We start from the raw sequence: 14,686 nt of genomic DNA on the forward strand, positions 1-14,686 counted from the left end.
TGTTAGACCCTAATCGGAGCCCCAATATGACCCAACAGCCATGGTTTGACCCCACCCAGTGTCTGATTGGCGGGACCTGGGTCTCTGCGTCCTCGGGCGAAACCCTGCCATTGATCAACCCGTCGGACGGTGCCGAAATCTGCCGGATCGCGCGCGGCACTGACCCGGATGTCGATGCGGCCATTGCTGCGGCGCGGGCCGCGTTGGATGGTGATTGGGGCCGCATGACCGCGTTGCAGCGGGGCCGAATCCTGACCCGCCTGGGGCAACTGGTGCTGGACCGCGCCGACGATCTGGCCGCGCTTGAGGCGCTGGACGTGGGCAAGCCGCTGACGCAGGCGCGGGCGGATGCGGTGGCGCTGGCGCGGTATTGCGAGTTTTACGGTGGTGCGGCCGACAAGGTGATGGGCGAGACCATCCCTTATCTGGACGGCTACACGGTCTATACCCTGCGCGAACCGCATGGGGTGACGGGTCATATCGTGCCTTGGAATTATCCGATGCAGATCATTGGACGCTCGGTCGGGGCGGCATTGGCGATGGGCAATGCCTGCGTCCTGAAACCGGCGGAAGAGGCGTGCCTGACCGCACTGGCCTTTGCCCACCTCGCGGTTGAGGCCGGTTTGCCAGCCGGCGCGCTGAACGTTGTGCCCGGTCTGGGCGCCGAGGCGGGGGCAGCCCTGTCCGGGCATCCGGGCGTTGACCATATCTCGTTCACCGGATCGGTCGCGACGGGCGCCTTGGTGCAGCAGGCGGCGGGGCGCAATGTGGTGCCGGTGACGCTGGAACTGGGCGGTAAATCCCCGCAACTGGTCTTTGACGATGCCGATCTGGACGCCGCGCTGCCGTTTCTTGTGAATGCAGGCATCCAGAACGCAGGGCAGACCTGTTCGGCATCGTCTCGGATTCTGGTGCAGCGCGGCGTTTATGATCAGGTCAGATCCCGCATGGCCGAGGCGTATGAGCAGCTGAGCGTTGGCCCGGCGATGCAGGACCTGCGCGTCGGCCCGCTGATCTCGGCCCGGCAAAAGCAGATCGTCAGCGGATTTCTGGACAAAGGCGCGGACCTGACCATCGCCGCCCAAGGCAAGATCGTCGAAGACCCGCCCGAAGGCGGGGCCTATGTGTCGCCCACATTGTTTGCGGACGTGGCCCCGGATCATGTTCTGGCGCGGGATGAGATCTTTGGTCCGGTCCAGGTGCTGATCCCGTTTGAGACAGAAGAAAAGGCTCTGACCATAGCAAACAGCACAGACTACGGTTTGGTCGCCAGCGTCTGGACACGGGATGGCGCCCGGCAGATGCGGTTGGCCAAGCAACTGCGTTCGGGGCAGGTGTTTGTCAACAATTATGGCGCGGGCGGCGGGGTCGAGCTGCCGTTTGGTGGTGTTGGCAAATCTGGCCATGGCCGCGAAAAGGGCTTTGAGGCGCTTTATGGCTTTTCACAGCTAAAAACGGTCGCCGCCTATCACGGCTAGACGATGACCTCGATCGACTCTTGTGCGCCGACACCGAACACGCGTTTGTAGCGCGCGATCTGGTCTGGCGGGCCCATTGCCTTTTCGGGGTTGTCCGACAGCTTCACCGTTGGATGCCCATTGGCGGAAACCGCCTTGCACACCAGCGAGAACGGCGCCAGCGCGTCGTCGGGCACCAACCCGCGGAAATCATTGGTCAGCAGCGTGCCCCAGCCAAAGGATACGTTTGTACGCCCCGCAAACCGCGCGTGCAGTTCCTGGATCTTGTCCACATCCAGCCCGTCCGAAAAGATGATGCGCTTTGCCATCGGGTCTTCGCCGCGCGATTTCCACCAGTCAATGGCGATTTCCGCGCCCGCAGCCGGATCACCGCTGTCGATGCGGATACCGGTCCACCCCGCCAGCCAGTCTGGCGCGTTGTCCAGAAAACCCTTTGTGCCATAGGTGTCGGGCAGGATGATCCGCAGGTTGCCGTCATGTTCCTCGTGCCAGTCGCTGAGGACGTCATAGGGGGCCTGTGACAGCGCCTCGTCGGTTTTGGCCAGGGCGGAATAGACCATTGGCAGCTCATGCGCGTTTGTGCCGATCGCCTCGACCTCGCGGCGCATGGCAATCAGGCAGTTCGACGTCCCGGTAAAGGCGGGGCCCAGCCCTTCGATCATCGCCTGAACGCACCAGTCCTGCCACAGAAAGGAATGCCGACGCCGTGTACCGAAATCGGCGATACCCAGCCCGTCAATGCCGCGCAGCTGGTCGATCTTTTCCCAAACCCGCGTCATCGCGCGGGCATAAAGCACCTGAAGTTCGAACCGGCGCATATTATTGAGCACGGCGCGCGACCGCAGTTCCATCAGCACCGCCAGCGCCGGGATTTCCCACAACATAACCTCGTGCCATTTGCCTTCAAAGGTCAGTTCATACTGATCGCCCTTGCGTTCCAGGTGATAGGGCGGCAGCCTCAGATCCTCGAACCATTCCATGAAATCGGGGCGGAACATCTGGCGTTTGCCGTAGAACGTATTGCCCCGCAACCATGTGCTTTCACCGCGGCTCAGGCTGAGTGAGCGGATGTGGTCCAGCTGCTCACGCAGCTCGCCCTCGTCGATCAAACGGGCCAGGGGGACGTGATTCGATCGGTTGATCAGAGAAAAAACCACGTCGGTTTGGGGCTTGTTGCGAAACACTGACTGGCACATCAGCAGTTTGTAGAAGTCCGTGTCGATCAAAGACCGCACAATCGGGTCGATCTTCCATTTGTGGTTGTAGACACGGGTCGCGATGTCGACCATGGGAAACTCCTGCGATTTCCGTTGTTAGATCAATCGGGGCGCTGAATGGCAAGAGTCGCGGATTCGGTGACAATGCCAAGGTCAGGCCACAATGCGGGCATATTCTAAGGGCTCTTCACCGTTTAGGGGGAAGGGGGGATGGAACCAGAAGGTTGAAGTTTGTGAATGAGTCTCGAGTACGACTTTGATATTGTAGCTATGGAACCGGGCGAAACCGAAGGCGGGCAAATCGCTGCGAATGCGACCGGGCCGGTCCCGGTGCGCGCGCTGTTTCGTGACGTGAAAACGGCGGATGCATTGCGGGGGGCATCGCCCAAGATCCGCAAGATTTTCCTAGATGCGGGCTTTGGCCTGGACACGCCCGGCAGCGTCACGCCGCGCGGATTTTACCTGCCCGAAGACACCGAGGCGCGTGAACGCATCCTGCGCAACCTGTTTTCCAATATCAAAAGCATGGGCGTGCAGGGCGAATATAGCGGTGAGTTCGATTTTCGGCAGTTTCTGAACCATGTCAGGACGGCGCGGCCCTTGGTGGGGGTTTCGCGTCGCGAGCCGCAGGGTGACCCGCGCCCGACGCCACAGACTGCGACCAAGCCCGAACGGCGGACGGTGCCGGGCCGTATCGGATTTGCCCTTGGGCTGGCCGTGATCCTGTTCGTATTGCTCAAGTTCCTGGCCGCTGCGGGTGCGTCGCCCTGACGGTCAGGCAAGTGTCACACCGGCCTCGTGCATCGCGGTTTCGGCGGCGGCCAGTGATCCGTCCAGGTCGATGGCGCGACAGGCTGCGGTCCTGACCGTTACGTCAAACCCCAGGCGCGCGGCATCGACCGCCGAATAATGCACGCAAAAATCCGTCGCCAGCCCGACCATGGTCAACTGCGTGATCCCTCGGGTGTTCAGATACCCTTCCAATCCGGTCGGAGTTGACTGGTCATTCTCGAAAAAGGCCGAATAACTGTCGATATCGCTGCGAAAGCCCTTGCGGATGATCAGGTCGGCATCGGTTCGAAGATTGGGGTGAAATGCGGCCCCCTCGGTGCCCTGGACGCAATGATCGGGCCACAGAACCTGCGGGCCATAAGGCATCTGGATCAACTCGAACGGTGCTTTGCCCGGATGTGTGCCCGCGAAAGAAGAATGGCCCGCCGGGTGCCAGTCCTGTGTCAGGATCACGGCGTCAAACGCATCCATCATCGCGTTGATCGGGGCCACGACCTGATCGCCCTGGGCGACGGCCAGTGCGCCACCGGGGCAGAAATCGTTCTGGACGTCGATTACGAGCAGGGCGTGGGTCATTTCGGCCTCCTTGGGTTGCCCTATCGGTAGGGTGCCGGGCGGGGGGCGTCAATCCGGTCTCTTGCGACTCTGACCGGGCGGGTTTAGACCGCGCGCATGTATACGATCGCTGCACTCTATCACTTTACCCGCTTCCCGGACCCCGCCGCGCTGCAGGCGCCGCTGCTGGAACTTTGCCGCGCGCAATCGGTCAAGGGGACGCTGCTGCTGGCAAGCGAGGGGATCAATGGCACCATCGCCGGGCCACGCGCCGGAATTGATACCGTTCTGGCGCATGTCAAAGCCCTGCCCGGTTGCGCCGACCTGGAGTGGAAAGAGGCGACATCCGATCACCCGCCATTTGGCAAGATGAAGGTGCGCCTGAAGAAAGAGATCGTGACCATGGGCCAGCCCGATGTCGACCCGCGCGCCAGTGTCGGACACTATGTCGAGCCGCAGGACTGGAACGCCTTGATCCGTTCGGATGATGTGGTCGTCATCGACACGCGCAATGATTACGAGGTGGCGATTGGCACGTTTGAAGGCGCAATAGACCCTGAAACGGCCAGTTTCCGCGAGTTTCCCCAATGGTGGGAACAGAACAAGGACCGGTTCCACAACAAGCGCGTCGCGATGTTCTGCACCGGCGGTATCCGGTGTGAGAAATCCACCAATTACCTGCTGGGGCAGGGGGTCGAGGATGTCTATCACCTCAAGGGTGGTATTCTGCGATATCTTGAGGAAACCCCCGCCGAAGACAGTTCCTGGCAAGGCGAGTGTTTCGTCTTTGACAACCGCGTGTCGGTTGGGCACGGGCTGGTCGAGGGGCCGCATTCCCTGTGCCACGGCTGCCGCCGGCCGATCCTGCCCGAGGATATGGCGCGCGCCGAATATGAACAGGGCGTTTCCTGCCATCAGTGTATTCACGAGACCTCATCCGCCGACAAGGCGCGTTTCCGCGAGCGGCAAAAACAGATTGCCCTGGCCCGGACACGCGGGGCGGAGCATCTGAAAACCGATTGACCGCGGCCCGGAATAAGGTTGCAGCACAGGCCCCGAGGCCCGATGATCACCGCAGTTCGGCCAGACGGAGTTGACATGCACCACGAACCCAGAACCCTGGAAGAATGGAAATCGACCCTGGTTGCAGCGCTGGGCCTGGTTCTGGCCAGCTTTCTGGCCTGGTATGGATTGTCGCGCCTGAACGAAACGCAGGCCGGAGACACGATCGGCACGATTGCGGCGATTGGCCTGGTGGTTTGGCTGGTGTCCCAGTCCTGGTATTACATGACGCAGGTAAAGTCGCCCCGCAGGCTGTTGTTTCTGATGGGGGTGTCCTTCATTCAGGTCGTGCCCTTCCTGTTTGCCGCTGTCTACGGCGCATTCGGGTACAGTGACCTGTGTGTCATCGGCGCCAACGGTCCGGCGGACGTGCTGTATTTTTCCTATGTCACCTTTACCACGGTCGGATATGGCGATCTGTCCCCCGCCGGGTTGTGCCGCGCCCTTGCCGCGGCCGAGGCCGTTACGGGATATGTCCTGCTTGGGTTGTTTGTCGCGGCGGCAGTCACGATCTATTCGCGCACCCACGGGCACGGCTGATCACCGGTTCAGGTCGATCCAGCGCGACATCCGCGACTTGTCCCGAAAGCACTCGGCCGGAATGGGCCGTCTTTTGCTGCGCGAGATACGCTCGGCAAAGGCGACCTGCTTGCCGGTTGGGTAACTGTCGAATTGCGATGTCGCCGCGGGTTTATGCGCTGAAATCCAATCAGACAGGGCCTTGCGGTCGCACTGTGCCTCGACCGGGATTTCCAGGGCGGATTTCTCGGCAATCGCGCGCGCATACCGCATCTGGCGGTCGGTGACCGGCAGCAGGTGGTAATCATTGCTGGGCGTTTCGAACCAGCTTTGGCGGGCAGCATGTGACATCGCGACAACCTCCGTTCCGCATGAGAACAAATATAGAACATTTTTGGAACTTTTTCAAGATTTCCGCCGGTCGCGCGCCCCTAGGCGCCGTTTCCGAACCAGCCTGTCCCGTCGTCTTGCGACCAGTAGTGGTGCGCGTTATCTGCGCATCCAACAAAGATCAAAGGATGATTCCATGAGATTTCAACCCCCGGCCAGCCACTACATCGATGGGCAATATGTCGAAGATACGGACGGGGCCGCGATTGACGTCCTGTATCCCGCAACCGGCGAACGCATCGCCCAACTGCACGCGGCAACACCGGCAATTGTTGAAATGGCCCTGAACAGCGCCAAAGCGGCGCAGGCGGAATGGGCCGCCATGACCGGAACCGAACGGGGCCGTATCTTGCGCAGGGCCGCAGATATCATGCGGGAACGCAATCATGACCTGTCGGTTCTGGAAACCCATGATACCGGCAAGCCCTTGCTGGAAACGCTTGTGGCGGATGCAACATCCGGCGCGGACGCACTGGAATATTTCGGTGGCCTGGCGGCGTCGCTTACGGGCGAACATATTCCGCTGGGCGGGGGCGATTTCGTGTATACGATCCGCCAGGCGCTGGGCGTTTGCGTGGGGATCGGCGCGTGGAACTATCCCACCCAGATTGCGTGTTGGAAAGGCGCACCGGCGCTGGCCTGTGGCAATACGATGGTCTTCAAACCCTCGGAAACCACGCCCCTGTCCGCATTGCAGGTTGCCGAAATCCTGACCGAGGCAGGCGCCCCCGCCGGGGTGTATAACGTGATACAGGGATATGGCGCGGTGGGCGCGTCGCTGGTCACCGATCCGCGCGTGGCCAAGGTGTCGCTGACCGGCTCGGTTCCGACCGGGCGCAGGGTCTATGCGGCCGCCGCCGAAGGTATGAAACACGTCACGATGGAACTGGGCGGCAAGTCCCCGATGATCGTGTTCGACGATGCAGATATCGAAAACGCGGTATCGGGTGCGATCCTGGGCAATTTCTACTCGTCCGGGCAGGTCTGTTCGAACGGTACACGCGTCTTTGTGCACACAGCCATCAAAGACGCTTTTCTTGCCCGTCTTTGCGAACGGCTGGAGACCGCGAAAATCGGTGACCCGATGGACGAAACCGTCACCTTTGGCCCGATGGTCAGCGAAAACCAGATGAACATTGCCCTGGGATATGTCCAGAAGGGCAAGGCCGAAGGCGCCCGGCTGGTCTATGGCGGCGCCCGTCTGGACCGTGATGGCTTTTACATGCAGCCAACCGTCTTTGCCGATGTCACCGACGACATGTCCATCGCCAAAGAAGAGATTTTTGGCCCGGTCATGTCGGTTCTGGACTTTGAAACCGAAGCCGAGGTGATGGCCCGCGCAAACAACACCGAATTTGGCCTTGCGGCAGGTGTGTTTACCAATGACCTGACCCGCGCCCACCGTGTCGTGGCCGGGTTCGAGGCCGGGACATGCTATATCAACACCTACAACCTGGCGCCGGTCGAAGCGCCCTTTGGAGGGTCGAAAATGTCCGGTGTCGGCCGCGAAAACTCGAAACTGGCGATCAACCATTTCAGCGAGATGAAGACGGTCTATGTCTCAATGAACGACGTCGAGGCGCCGTACTAAGCGAAATTGGCCAACCGGGCTCTGTTCCCGACATTTCGCGTCGGGAACAGAGCATAAGCCACCCCGCACCTGTGGCTGACTTTCCTGAAAGGGTCATCCGGCCCGCCAGCAGGAGGTTCAGCCATGAAAACCCACGCGCAGGCCGTTGTAATCGGAGGGGGGCTGGTCGGATGTTCGATCCTGTATCATCTGGCCAAGCTCGGCTGGACCGACGTGGTGCTGCTGGAGCGTGATGAACTGACCAGCGGATCGACCTGGCACGCGGCCGCCAATATCCACGGGCTGCACGACAACAACAACATCACCCGCATCCAGCATTATACGATGAACTTGTATAAAGAGCTGGAAAAGGAAACCGGGCAGGGGTGCGGGGTGTTCCAGCCGGGCTCGTTATATCTGGCACAGACCGAGGACCGCGAGCACCAGTTGCGCCTGCAAGAGGCCAAGGCCCGGTTCTATGGCCTGAACTTTCACGAGATCAGCCGCGAACAGGCGAAAGAGCTGCACCCGCTGGCGCAGTTTGATGACGTCCGCTGTATCATGTTCGAACCCGATGGCGGCAATGTCGACCCATCCGGCGTGACCCAGGCCTATGCCGCCGGCGCGCGCGCGATGGGGGCCACGATTCAGCGGTTTTGCCCTGTGTTAGGGACCGAACAACAGTCTGATGGATCATGGATCGTGCGCACCGCAAAGGGTGATATTCACACGCAGTGGGTGGTGAATGCCGGTGGGCTTTGGGGCCGCGAGGTCGCGGCGATGGCGGGGATCGAACTGCCCCTGCAACCGACCGAGCATCAGTATTTCGTCACCGAGGCCATTGACGAGGTCGCCGCGCTGGGTCGCCGTTTGCCGTCAATTGCCGACCGCGACGGCGAATACTACTTCCGCCAGGAAGGAAATGGGCTGCTGATCGGCGCCTATGAAAAGGATATGAAGTTCTGGGCAGAAAACGGCACGCCGCTGGATTTTGCCCATGACCTGTTCCCCGACGATCTGGACCGGATCATGGACAACGTCATCCGCGCCACCGACCGTGTGCCGGTTGCCGCCACGGCGGGCGTCAAGCGTGTGATCAACGGGCCGATGATCTGGTCGCCCGATGCCAACGCGATCTGGGGGCCGGTGCCCGAGCTGCGGAACTATTTCTGCTGCACCGGCATCATCCCCGGCTTTTCGCAATCCGGCGGGTTGGGCCTGTTGTCGGCGCAGTGGATGATCGAAGGCGAGCCGCAATACGATATGTTCGCCTGGGATCTGGCGCGGTTTGGCGATTGGGCGGACAAGGCATTCACCAAGGCCCGGGTCGAAGATGCCTATACCCACCGGTTCGCCATCCATTTCCCGAACGAAGAACGCAGCGCCGGGCGTCCGGCCCGTATTCGCCCCGTCTTTCAGATGCAACAACAGTTGGGGGGCGTCTTTGGATTGAATTGCGGCTGGGAACACCCGCTTTGGTTTGCCGAGCAGCCGGGTCTGCGCGAAACAAACGGCTTTGCCCGCCAGAACTGGTGGGAACCGGTTGGGCGTGAAACACGGATGCTGCGCCAGGCGGTCGGCGTGATCGACATCTCGAATTTCGCCAACTACGTCATCAAGGGACCGGGCGCCCATGACTGGCTGGACCGGCTGGTGGCCAATCGGGTGCCAACGGAAGTGGGGCGATCCTGTCTGACGCCGATGATCTCGGTCCGTGGCGGTGTGGCCGGAGATTTCACCATCACCAAGGTCGACCAGGACGAATACATGATGATCGGCTCGGGCATGGCCGAGCGGTATCACCAACGTTTTGTCAACATGGTCGCCCTGCCCGAAGGCACCACGTTCGAGGTCGCGACCAACCGCATTGCGGGGTTCAGCGTCGCGGGGCCAAAGTCGCGTGAGCTGTTGCAGCACCTGACCGAAACGGACCTGTCCAATAGCGGGTTCAGGTTCATGCGGTCCCGTCAGATCACGGTCGCCGGCGTGGCATGCCTGGCCATCCGCGTCAGCTTTACCGGCGATCTCGGATGGGAGCTTCATTGCGCCGAAGAAGATCAAATCAGGCTCTATTCCGCGCTTTTGGACGTATCGGCCAAGCTGGGCGGCGGCCCCGTCGGGGGGCGCGCGCTGGGGTCATTGCGGATCGAAAAAGGCTATGGTTCGTGGGGCCGTGAATACAGCCAGGAATACTGGCCGCAACAGGTCGGGCTGGCGGGGCTGATCAAGCTGGACAAGGCGTTTTTGCACAAAGACGCCTATTTGGCGGTCAAAGACAACACCCCGCGTGAGGTCCTGTCGATTTTCGAGGTCGAGGCCGAGTTGGCCGATGCCTCGGGCGGTGAGCCGATTTTCACGCCGGATGGACGGCCTGTTGGCCGGGTGACGTCCGGGGCCTATGGGTATTCGGTTGGCAAGTCGCTTGCGATTGGGTTTGCCGACCCCAAGGTGGCGCAACCGGGGGATCGGGTCGAAATATTCATCCTCGGGCGGTCGCACCGGGCGACCCTGCTGGCCGATCCACCGTTCGACCCGGATGGGTTGCGGCTGCGGGACGTGGCCAAATGACCGGATCCTTCGACCGCGTCGCCAGGTTTGTCTTGAGCCGGCCGGCCGAAGACATGCCCGAAACCAGCAAAACGGCCGTTGCGCTGCTGCTGTTGGATACATTGGGCATCCTCATTGCCGCCGGGCCGATGGAGGCCGGGATAATCGCGCGCGATACCGCGGCCCTGCTGTTCGCCAGCAGCGATCCGGGCTTTGGCGCGCGGATGCCGTTTGACGGGCGCCAGGTCAGCATTGCGGGCGCGGCCTATGCCGGCGCTACTCAGATCGACAATCTGGATGGGCATGACGGGTATAATCCGACCAAAGGCCATATTGGCGTCGTGGTTCTGCCGGCCCTTGCCGCCCTTGCCGAGCATCGACCCGACCTGTCCGGCGCCGACGCTCTGGCCGCTGCGATAACCGGATATGAGGTCGCCGGGCGCGCGGCGATGGCGCTGCATGGCACGGTCAGCGACTATCACACATCCGGCGCCTGGAACGTCCTGGGCGTTGCGGCCATGGCGTCGCGGATGCGGTGCCACAACCCCAATCAGCTGCGGCAGGCCCTGGGAATTGCCGAATATCACGGCCCGCGCAGCCAGATGATGCGCGAAATCGCCAATCCTACGATGTTGCACGATGGGTCGGGCTGGGGGGCGTTGGTGGGTATGTCCGCCGCGGTCCTGGCTGAACGCGGGTTTGCCGGGGCGCCCGCCGTGACCGTCGAAGAAGACCAGGTCGCGCGGTTTTGGCAGGATCTGGGTGACTTCTGGCAGGTCGAACATCAGTATATCAAGCCCTATCCGATTTGCCGCTGGGCCCACGCCGCCCTGGATGGGGTTCGTTTGCTGATGCAGGAAAATAACCTTACCCATCATCATGTCCGTCATATTCAGATCAACAGCTTTCAACAGGCCGCAAGCCTGTTCGCGGGCGTACCGGACACGACATCCAAGGCGCAATATTCCCTGCCATTCGCGGCTGCGGTTCAGGCCGTGTATGGCCGGATTGGGGTCGAACATGTATCCGGGGCAGGCTTGGCCGACCCGGTCGTCGCAGATGTCATGACCCGCATTCAGGTGTCAGAATCCGCGCGGCACACGGCCCGATTTCCCAGGGGCCGCTGGGCCGATATTCAGATTACGACGACAGATGGCAGGGTACTGAATTCCAGAGATGTCAACGCGCGCGGCGGTCCCGAGGATCCGTTGTCGCGCCAGGAAGTCGTCGACAAGTTCCTGCAATTCTCTGCTCCGGTGATCGGGGCTGATCGCGCGAACAAGCTTTGCCAGGCAACCCTGAGCCTTAGCGAGCCCGGCGCGCGGTTTTCGGACCTGAGTGGTTTGCTTTATGACCCGCCAAGGCCCTGAGCGGCCCGTGCCCAAGGCGCAACAGCCGCCTTTTCACGGTTGAGCCAAGGTGTCAAAACCCGCGAACCAAGAACATGATCGCTGTGGTTCAGCTGGGTCGCGGGTCCGGGATATTTCGTCCTCAGTTGCCTTGTTCAGGGTCTTTTTCGGGCGCAGGTCCCGGTGGGGTTTGATCAAGCGTCGCCAATAATTGCTCGATGTTCTGGCGCGCGTCGGCACTGTTTGAAAGCAGCGCGGCGGCATCTGCAAGTGGTCGGTCCGGTTGACGCGGGGCGGGGGTCGCCAATGACCGGCTCAACCCTGCCATGGTGGCAAATTTGCCGGTTGGGGCCTGATCCGCCTGCTCTTGTTCGCCGGCAAGCCAAAAAAGCCTGTCGGCCTGCTCGGCCTCACCCAGGTCGCGGAACAGCGCGGCCGAGTCAGCCAGCGCGCCCGCCGCGGCAAGGGACCGCGCGCGCAACAATTGCGCCTGCGTTGATTCATCGTTCGACAATTCCAGCAGGGCCTTGTGCGGGTGGCCATTCAGCAACGCTACCCGAGCGCGTATGACGGCCCTGTCTTTCCGGCGCTGAACGTCATGTTGTCTGTTCGCCAGAGCATGTGCGCGCGTGCCGAACCCCAGGGATGCCAGGCGATCGGACAGAATGACGGCCGTTTCAATCGACAGGTGGCCAGTGACTTCATCTGGCAGAAGAACCGTGTGGCGTAGAAATGTCAGGTCATCGGATCGTTCTGCAAGAACCTGAAGAACCCGATCCCGCGTTCCATCCCATTTCCGATCCGCATCGCGTGACCGCACCAGGTCAAGCGCCGGGTCGAACTCTTGCGCCAATGCAAGGGCGACGGCATGGCTGCGCTCCATCACCGGGCCCAGTTCCGAGTCGCGCAATTCTATCGCGTAGGCGGCGATCAGGTCCGTTTCCTTGCCAGAAACCGAACCACGGTCCGACCAGCGCTTTTCGATCAGCCGCGCCAGAGCCAGAGGCGCCTCGATCCCGGATTCCGAATGGGTAACCACATCAGACAGCAGGCCTTCGGTCTTGTCGCCGTCGCCTTCGGCAGCCGAAACCCCGGCCTTGGCAAGCGAAACGACGGGTCGCCCCGGCATGTCGATGCGCTCGACCGCGCGCAGAATGCGGCGCGCTGCTTCTAGTTTTTGCCCCTTTACCAGGATTTCGGACAGCGCAGGCCCGACCGCGCGCCGCCAGTGGCCCGGAAGCCGCAGAAACGAGGTTTCGATGGATTGCAGGTCTGCCCCGGCCTGCAGTTCTTGTTCGGTCAGCGCCGCCCAAAGCGCGGCATCCCCGTGGCATCGTTGCATTCCGGCAAATGGGTTTTGCCCCGGCAGGTCACGTTCATCGGCCACATACGCGATGGCCGCAATCCAATCAGCACGCGGCGGCGCGGTATCCAGCAGGGCCACCAGTTCAACGGCCTCGGCGCCGAACCCGTAAAAGGCATAGATGCCGGCAAGATCCAGAACCCGGTCCGGATCGACCTTGTCGAATTCCTGGAACAATTCAGCGCGCGTACTGGCCACTTGCTGCGGAAATGGCCGCGAATCCGCCCAGGTGTCAAAGCCAAGCTCTGCATTGGTAATACAGGCGGGGCGGGTATCGATCTGCGCGATGCCGGGGGCGTTCATCCTGTGCAGGTCGTCCAGAACGGACGACACCAGGACATTGGAGGGAAAATGGCTCAGCGCTTTGCCGTCCGCCCCGATAACCGATGCGCGCGGTCCGGGCGGCGCAACTTGCAGGTCAACAATGCCACGATCGGCACCCTGAAGCACGCGCAACATCAACTGTTCATCAAACTGGTTCAGGTTCTGGGACAAATGCGGCAGGGACGGGCCAGTCAGGTCATCCGGGACAGTCGGACGCATGGGAAGCTGTCCGGGTGATGCAAGTGGCACCTCGGCGGGCCCTTTGGGCGTCGCATGTGTTCCGGGCGCGATATCCAGCACCAACATTGTCTGTCGGTGCATGAACGCCGTGGCGACACAGTCGCAGCCGAACGCCAGTTCCAGCGGGGTGCCGGGTGCATCCTGGGACAGGGCCGTCAACCGATTGCCGGTCAGGCGCGCAAAAACCGAGCCCGTGTCATACGTGACGCCATCCAGGTCGACATCCAGACGCGCACCACTTTCCAGCGGGATCAGGGACCAATTCGTTTCGGGCGGGACCTGCAGGACCAGCCGGGTAAAAGCACCATGTTCACCTGAACGAATCCTGACCTCTTGCGCGTGGCCAAACCCCGCGATCAGGACCGTCGTCGCGGCAAGGAAAACCAGCCGGATCATGCCGCAGCCTGTTTCAGGTCTTTCAGGGCGTCTTCCAGTTCGGTAAAGCCGGGGCGGTTATGCGTCGGAGTATTCTGGCGCCCGACCTCGATGCACATCGCCGCATTGTGGTTGTGCAGATTGGCGACCAGAACTTCTTTGATAAGCTGGTAAAAGTGATTGTCCTCTTCGACGACTGCCTTCAGTTTTCCGGCGAAAGGTCCGACCAGCCCATAGGCCAGGAATACGCCCAGAAAAGTCCCGACAAGTGCGCCGCCGATCAGCTTGCCCAGCACTTCGGGTGGCTGGTCAATGGACCCCATCGTCTTGATCACGCCAAGAACGGCGGCCACGATGCCCAGGGCGGGCAACCCGTCGGCGACCGTCTGCAGCGCGTGGCTGGAATGCATGGCGTGATGAAAATTCGCTTCCATCCGCTTTTCCAAAACCTCTTCGACCTGGTGTGGATCGTCATAGTTCATGGCGGCCGAGCGCATCGTGTCGCAAATTAGATCGACGGCCTCGGCATCGGATTGAATTTTGGGGTAGGCAGAGAAGAGCGTCGAGTTTTTGGGGTCTTCGATATGTTCCTCAACCTCGACCGGGTTGGCCCGCGCGATTCGGATTAGCGAAAACAGAAGGCACAGCAAATCGCGGTAATCCTCGGGCTTCCATTTGGGGCCCTTAAAGACCTTGGCAAGGTCCTTGGCGGTGTGTTTAACGGCCCCCATATCGTTGCTGATAAGGAACGCGCCGACCGCAGCGCCACCGATCATCATCATTTCAAATGGCAGCGATTTCAGGATGATTGCCATTTTCCCGCCCGCGGCCAGATAACCGCCAAAGACCATGGCGAAGATGACGACAATTCCAACAATTCCAATCATTTGCGATCTCCAACGGAA

The 14,686-nt window shown here is 61.3% G+C and carries 12 protein-coding genes; 7 read left to right on the top strand and 5 right to left on the bottom strand.

Annotated elements, in window-relative coordinates; translation table 11 throughout:
* Positions 1 to 26 precede the first annotated feature (26 nt).
* The gene (locus ACXAG8_RS09610) at positions 27 to 1,478 is read left to right on the top strand and encodes an aldehyde dehydrogenase family protein (RefSeq protein ID WP_475223646.1); all 1,452 of its coding nucleotides are present in this window, start codon (positions 27 to 29) and stop codon (positions 1,476 to 1,478) included.
* Here ACXAG8_RS09610 and pncB read toward each other — a convergent pair.
* On the bottom strand, positions 1,475 to 2,767 hold the full coding sequence (pncB, locus tag ACXAG8_RS09615; RefSeq protein ID WP_475223647.1) for a nicotinate phosphoribosyltransferase: 1,293 nt from the start codon (positions 2,765 to 2,767) through the stop codon (positions 1,475 to 1,477). The genes ACXAG8_RS09610 and pncB overlap by 4 nt on opposite strands.
* Before the next feature lie 165 nt (positions 2,768 to 2,932).
* Between pncB and ACXAG8_RS09620 the strand changes: the two genes are divergently transcribed.
* Positions 2,933 to 3,466, top strand: coding sequence for a hypothetical protein (locus ACXAG8_RS09620; RefSeq protein WP_475223648.1), 534 nt, complete (start codon positions 2,933 to 2,935; stop codon positions 3,464 to 3,466).
* A gap of 3 nt (positions 3,467 to 3,469) precedes the next feature.
* Here ACXAG8_RS09620 and pncA read toward each other — a convergent pair whose 3' ends face one another.
* Positions 3,470 to 4,063: a bifunctional nicotinamidase/pyrazinamidase gene (gene pncA / locus ACXAG8_RS09625; protein WP_475223649.1), complete on the bottom strand. Its 594-nt coding sequence runs from the start codon at positions 4,061 to 4,063 to the stop codon at positions 3,470 to 3,472.
* Positions 4,064 to 4,159: 96 nt separating this feature from the next.
* Here pncA and trhO point away from each other — a divergent pair, with 96 nt between their 5' ends.
* Together trhO and ACXAG8_RS09635 are read left to right on the top strand one after the other, a co-directional pair.
* Positions 4,160 to 5,065 carry an oxygen-dependent tRNA uridine(34) hydroxylase TrhO gene (trhO, locus tag ACXAG8_RS09630; protein WP_475223650.1) on the top strand — a complete coding sequence of 302 codons (906 nt, stop codon included), beginning with the start codon at positions 4,160 to 4,162 and terminating at the stop codon, positions 5,063 to 5,065.
* Positions 5,066 to 5,107: 42 nt separating this feature from the next.
* Positions 5,108 to 5,644 carry a potassium channel family protein gene (locus ACXAG8_RS09635; RefSeq protein ID WP_475223651.1) on the top strand — a complete coding sequence of 179 codons (537 nt, stop codon included), beginning with the start codon at positions 5,108 to 5,110 and terminating at the stop codon, positions 5,642 to 5,644.
* Here the strand turns inward: ACXAG8_RS09635 and ACXAG8_RS09640 are convergent, their stop codons facing one another.
* Positions 5,645 to 5,974 (bottom strand): hypothetical protein, encoded by a 330-nt coding sequence (locus ACXAG8_RS09640; RefSeq protein ID WP_475223652.1) that lies wholly within the window; start codon positions 5,972 to 5,974, stop codon positions 5,645 to 5,647.
* 175 nt (positions 5,975 to 6,149) lie between these two features.
* On the opposite strand from ACXAG8_RS09640, the gene betB reads away from it, so the two are divergent.
* The 3 genes from betB to ACXAG8_RS09655 all read left to right on the top strand — a co-directional run bounded on the left by betB (position 6,150) and on the right by ACXAG8_RS09655 (position 11,500).
* On the top strand, positions 6,150 to 7,604 hold the full coding sequence (gene betB / locus ACXAG8_RS09645) for a betaine-aldehyde dehydrogenase (RefSeq protein ID WP_475223653.1): 1,455 nt from the start codon (positions 6,150 to 6,152) through the stop codon (positions 7,602 to 7,604).
* A gap of 123 nt (positions 7,605 to 7,727) precedes the next feature.
* Positions 7,728 to 10,151 (top strand): GcvT family protein, encoded by a 2,424-nt coding sequence (locus tag ACXAG8_RS09650; RefSeq protein WP_475223654.1) that lies wholly within the window; start codon positions 7,728 to 7,730, stop codon positions 10,149 to 10,151.
* Positions 10,148 to 11,500 carry an MmgE/PrpD family protein gene (locus tag ACXAG8_RS09655; protein ID WP_475223655.1) on the top strand — a complete coding sequence of 451 codons (1,353 nt, stop codon included), beginning with the start codon at positions 10,148 to 10,150 and terminating at the stop codon, positions 11,498 to 11,500. Before ACXAG8_RS09650 ends, ACXAG8_RS09655 begins: the two co-directional genes overlap by 4 nt.
* A 121-nt stretch (positions 11,501 to 11,621) precedes the next feature.
* Here the strand turns inward: ACXAG8_RS09655 and ACXAG8_RS09660 are convergent, their stop codons facing one another.
* Together ACXAG8_RS09660 and motA are read right to left on the bottom strand one after the other, a co-directional pair.
* Positions 11,622 to 13,802, bottom strand: coding sequence for a hypothetical protein (locus ACXAG8_RS09660; RefSeq protein WP_475223656.1), 2,181 nt, complete (start codon positions 13,800 to 13,802; stop codon positions 11,622 to 11,624).
* On the bottom strand, positions 13,799 to 14,668 hold the full coding sequence (gene motA / locus ACXAG8_RS09665) for a flagellar motor stator protein MotA (protein ID WP_475223657.1): 870 nt from the start codon (positions 14,666 to 14,668) through the stop codon (positions 13,799 to 13,801). Before motA ends, ACXAG8_RS09660 begins: the two co-directional genes overlap by 4 nt.
* Positions 14,669 to 14,686 lie beyond the last annotated feature (18 nt).

The sequence above is a fragment of the Ruegeria sp. ABD4_443 genome (assembly GCF_056160865.1).

Excerpts from the sequence above, each read along its gene's own strand:
- betB (WP_475223653.1), top strand. The coding sequence starts at position 6,150 with ATGAGATTTCAACCCCCGGCCAGCCACTACATCGATGGGCAATATGTC.
- ACXAG8_RS09655 (WP_475223655.1), top strand. The coding sequence starts at position 10,148 with ATGACCGGATCCTTCGACCGCGTCGCCAGGTTTGTCTTGAGCCGGCCG.
- pncA (WP_475223649.1), bottom strand. The coding sequence starts at position 4,063 with ATGACCCACGCCCTGCTCGTAATCGACGTCCAGAACGATTTCTGCCCC.
- trhO (WP_475223650.1), top strand. The coding sequence starts at position 4,160 with ATGTATACGATCGCTGCACTCTATCACTTTACCCGCTTCCCGGACCCC.
- ACXAG8_RS09640 (WP_475223652.1), bottom strand. The coding sequence starts at position 5,974 with ATGTCACATGCTGCCCGCCAAAGCTGGTTCGAAACGCCCAGCAATGAT.
- ACXAG8_RS09610 (WP_475223646.1), top strand. The coding sequence starts at position 27 with ATGACCCAACAGCCATGGTTTGACCCCACCCAGTGTCTGATTGGCGGG.
- ACXAG8_RS09650 (WP_475223654.1), top strand. The coding sequence starts at position 7,728 with ATGAAAACCCACGCGCAGGCCGTTGTAATCGGAGGGGGGCTGGTCGGA.
- ACXAG8_RS09635 (WP_475223651.1), top strand. The coding sequence starts at position 5,108 with ATGATCACCGCAGTTCGGCCAGACGGAGTTGACATGCACCACGAACCC.
- pncB (WP_475223647.1), bottom strand. The coding sequence starts at position 2,767 with ATGGTCGACATCGCGACCCGTGTCTACAACCACAAATGGAAGATCGAC.
- ACXAG8_RS09620 (WP_475223648.1), top strand. The coding sequence starts at position 2,933 with ATGAGTCTCGAGTACGACTTTGATATTGTAGCTATGGAACCGGGCGAA.
- motA (WP_475223657.1), bottom strand. The coding sequence starts at position 14,668 with ATGATTGGAATTGTTGGAATTGTCGTCATCTTCGCCATGGTCTTTGGC.
- ACXAG8_RS09660 (WP_475223656.1), bottom strand. The coding sequence starts at position 13,802 with ATGATCCGGCTGGTTTTCCTTGCCGCGACGACGGTCCTGATCGCGGGG.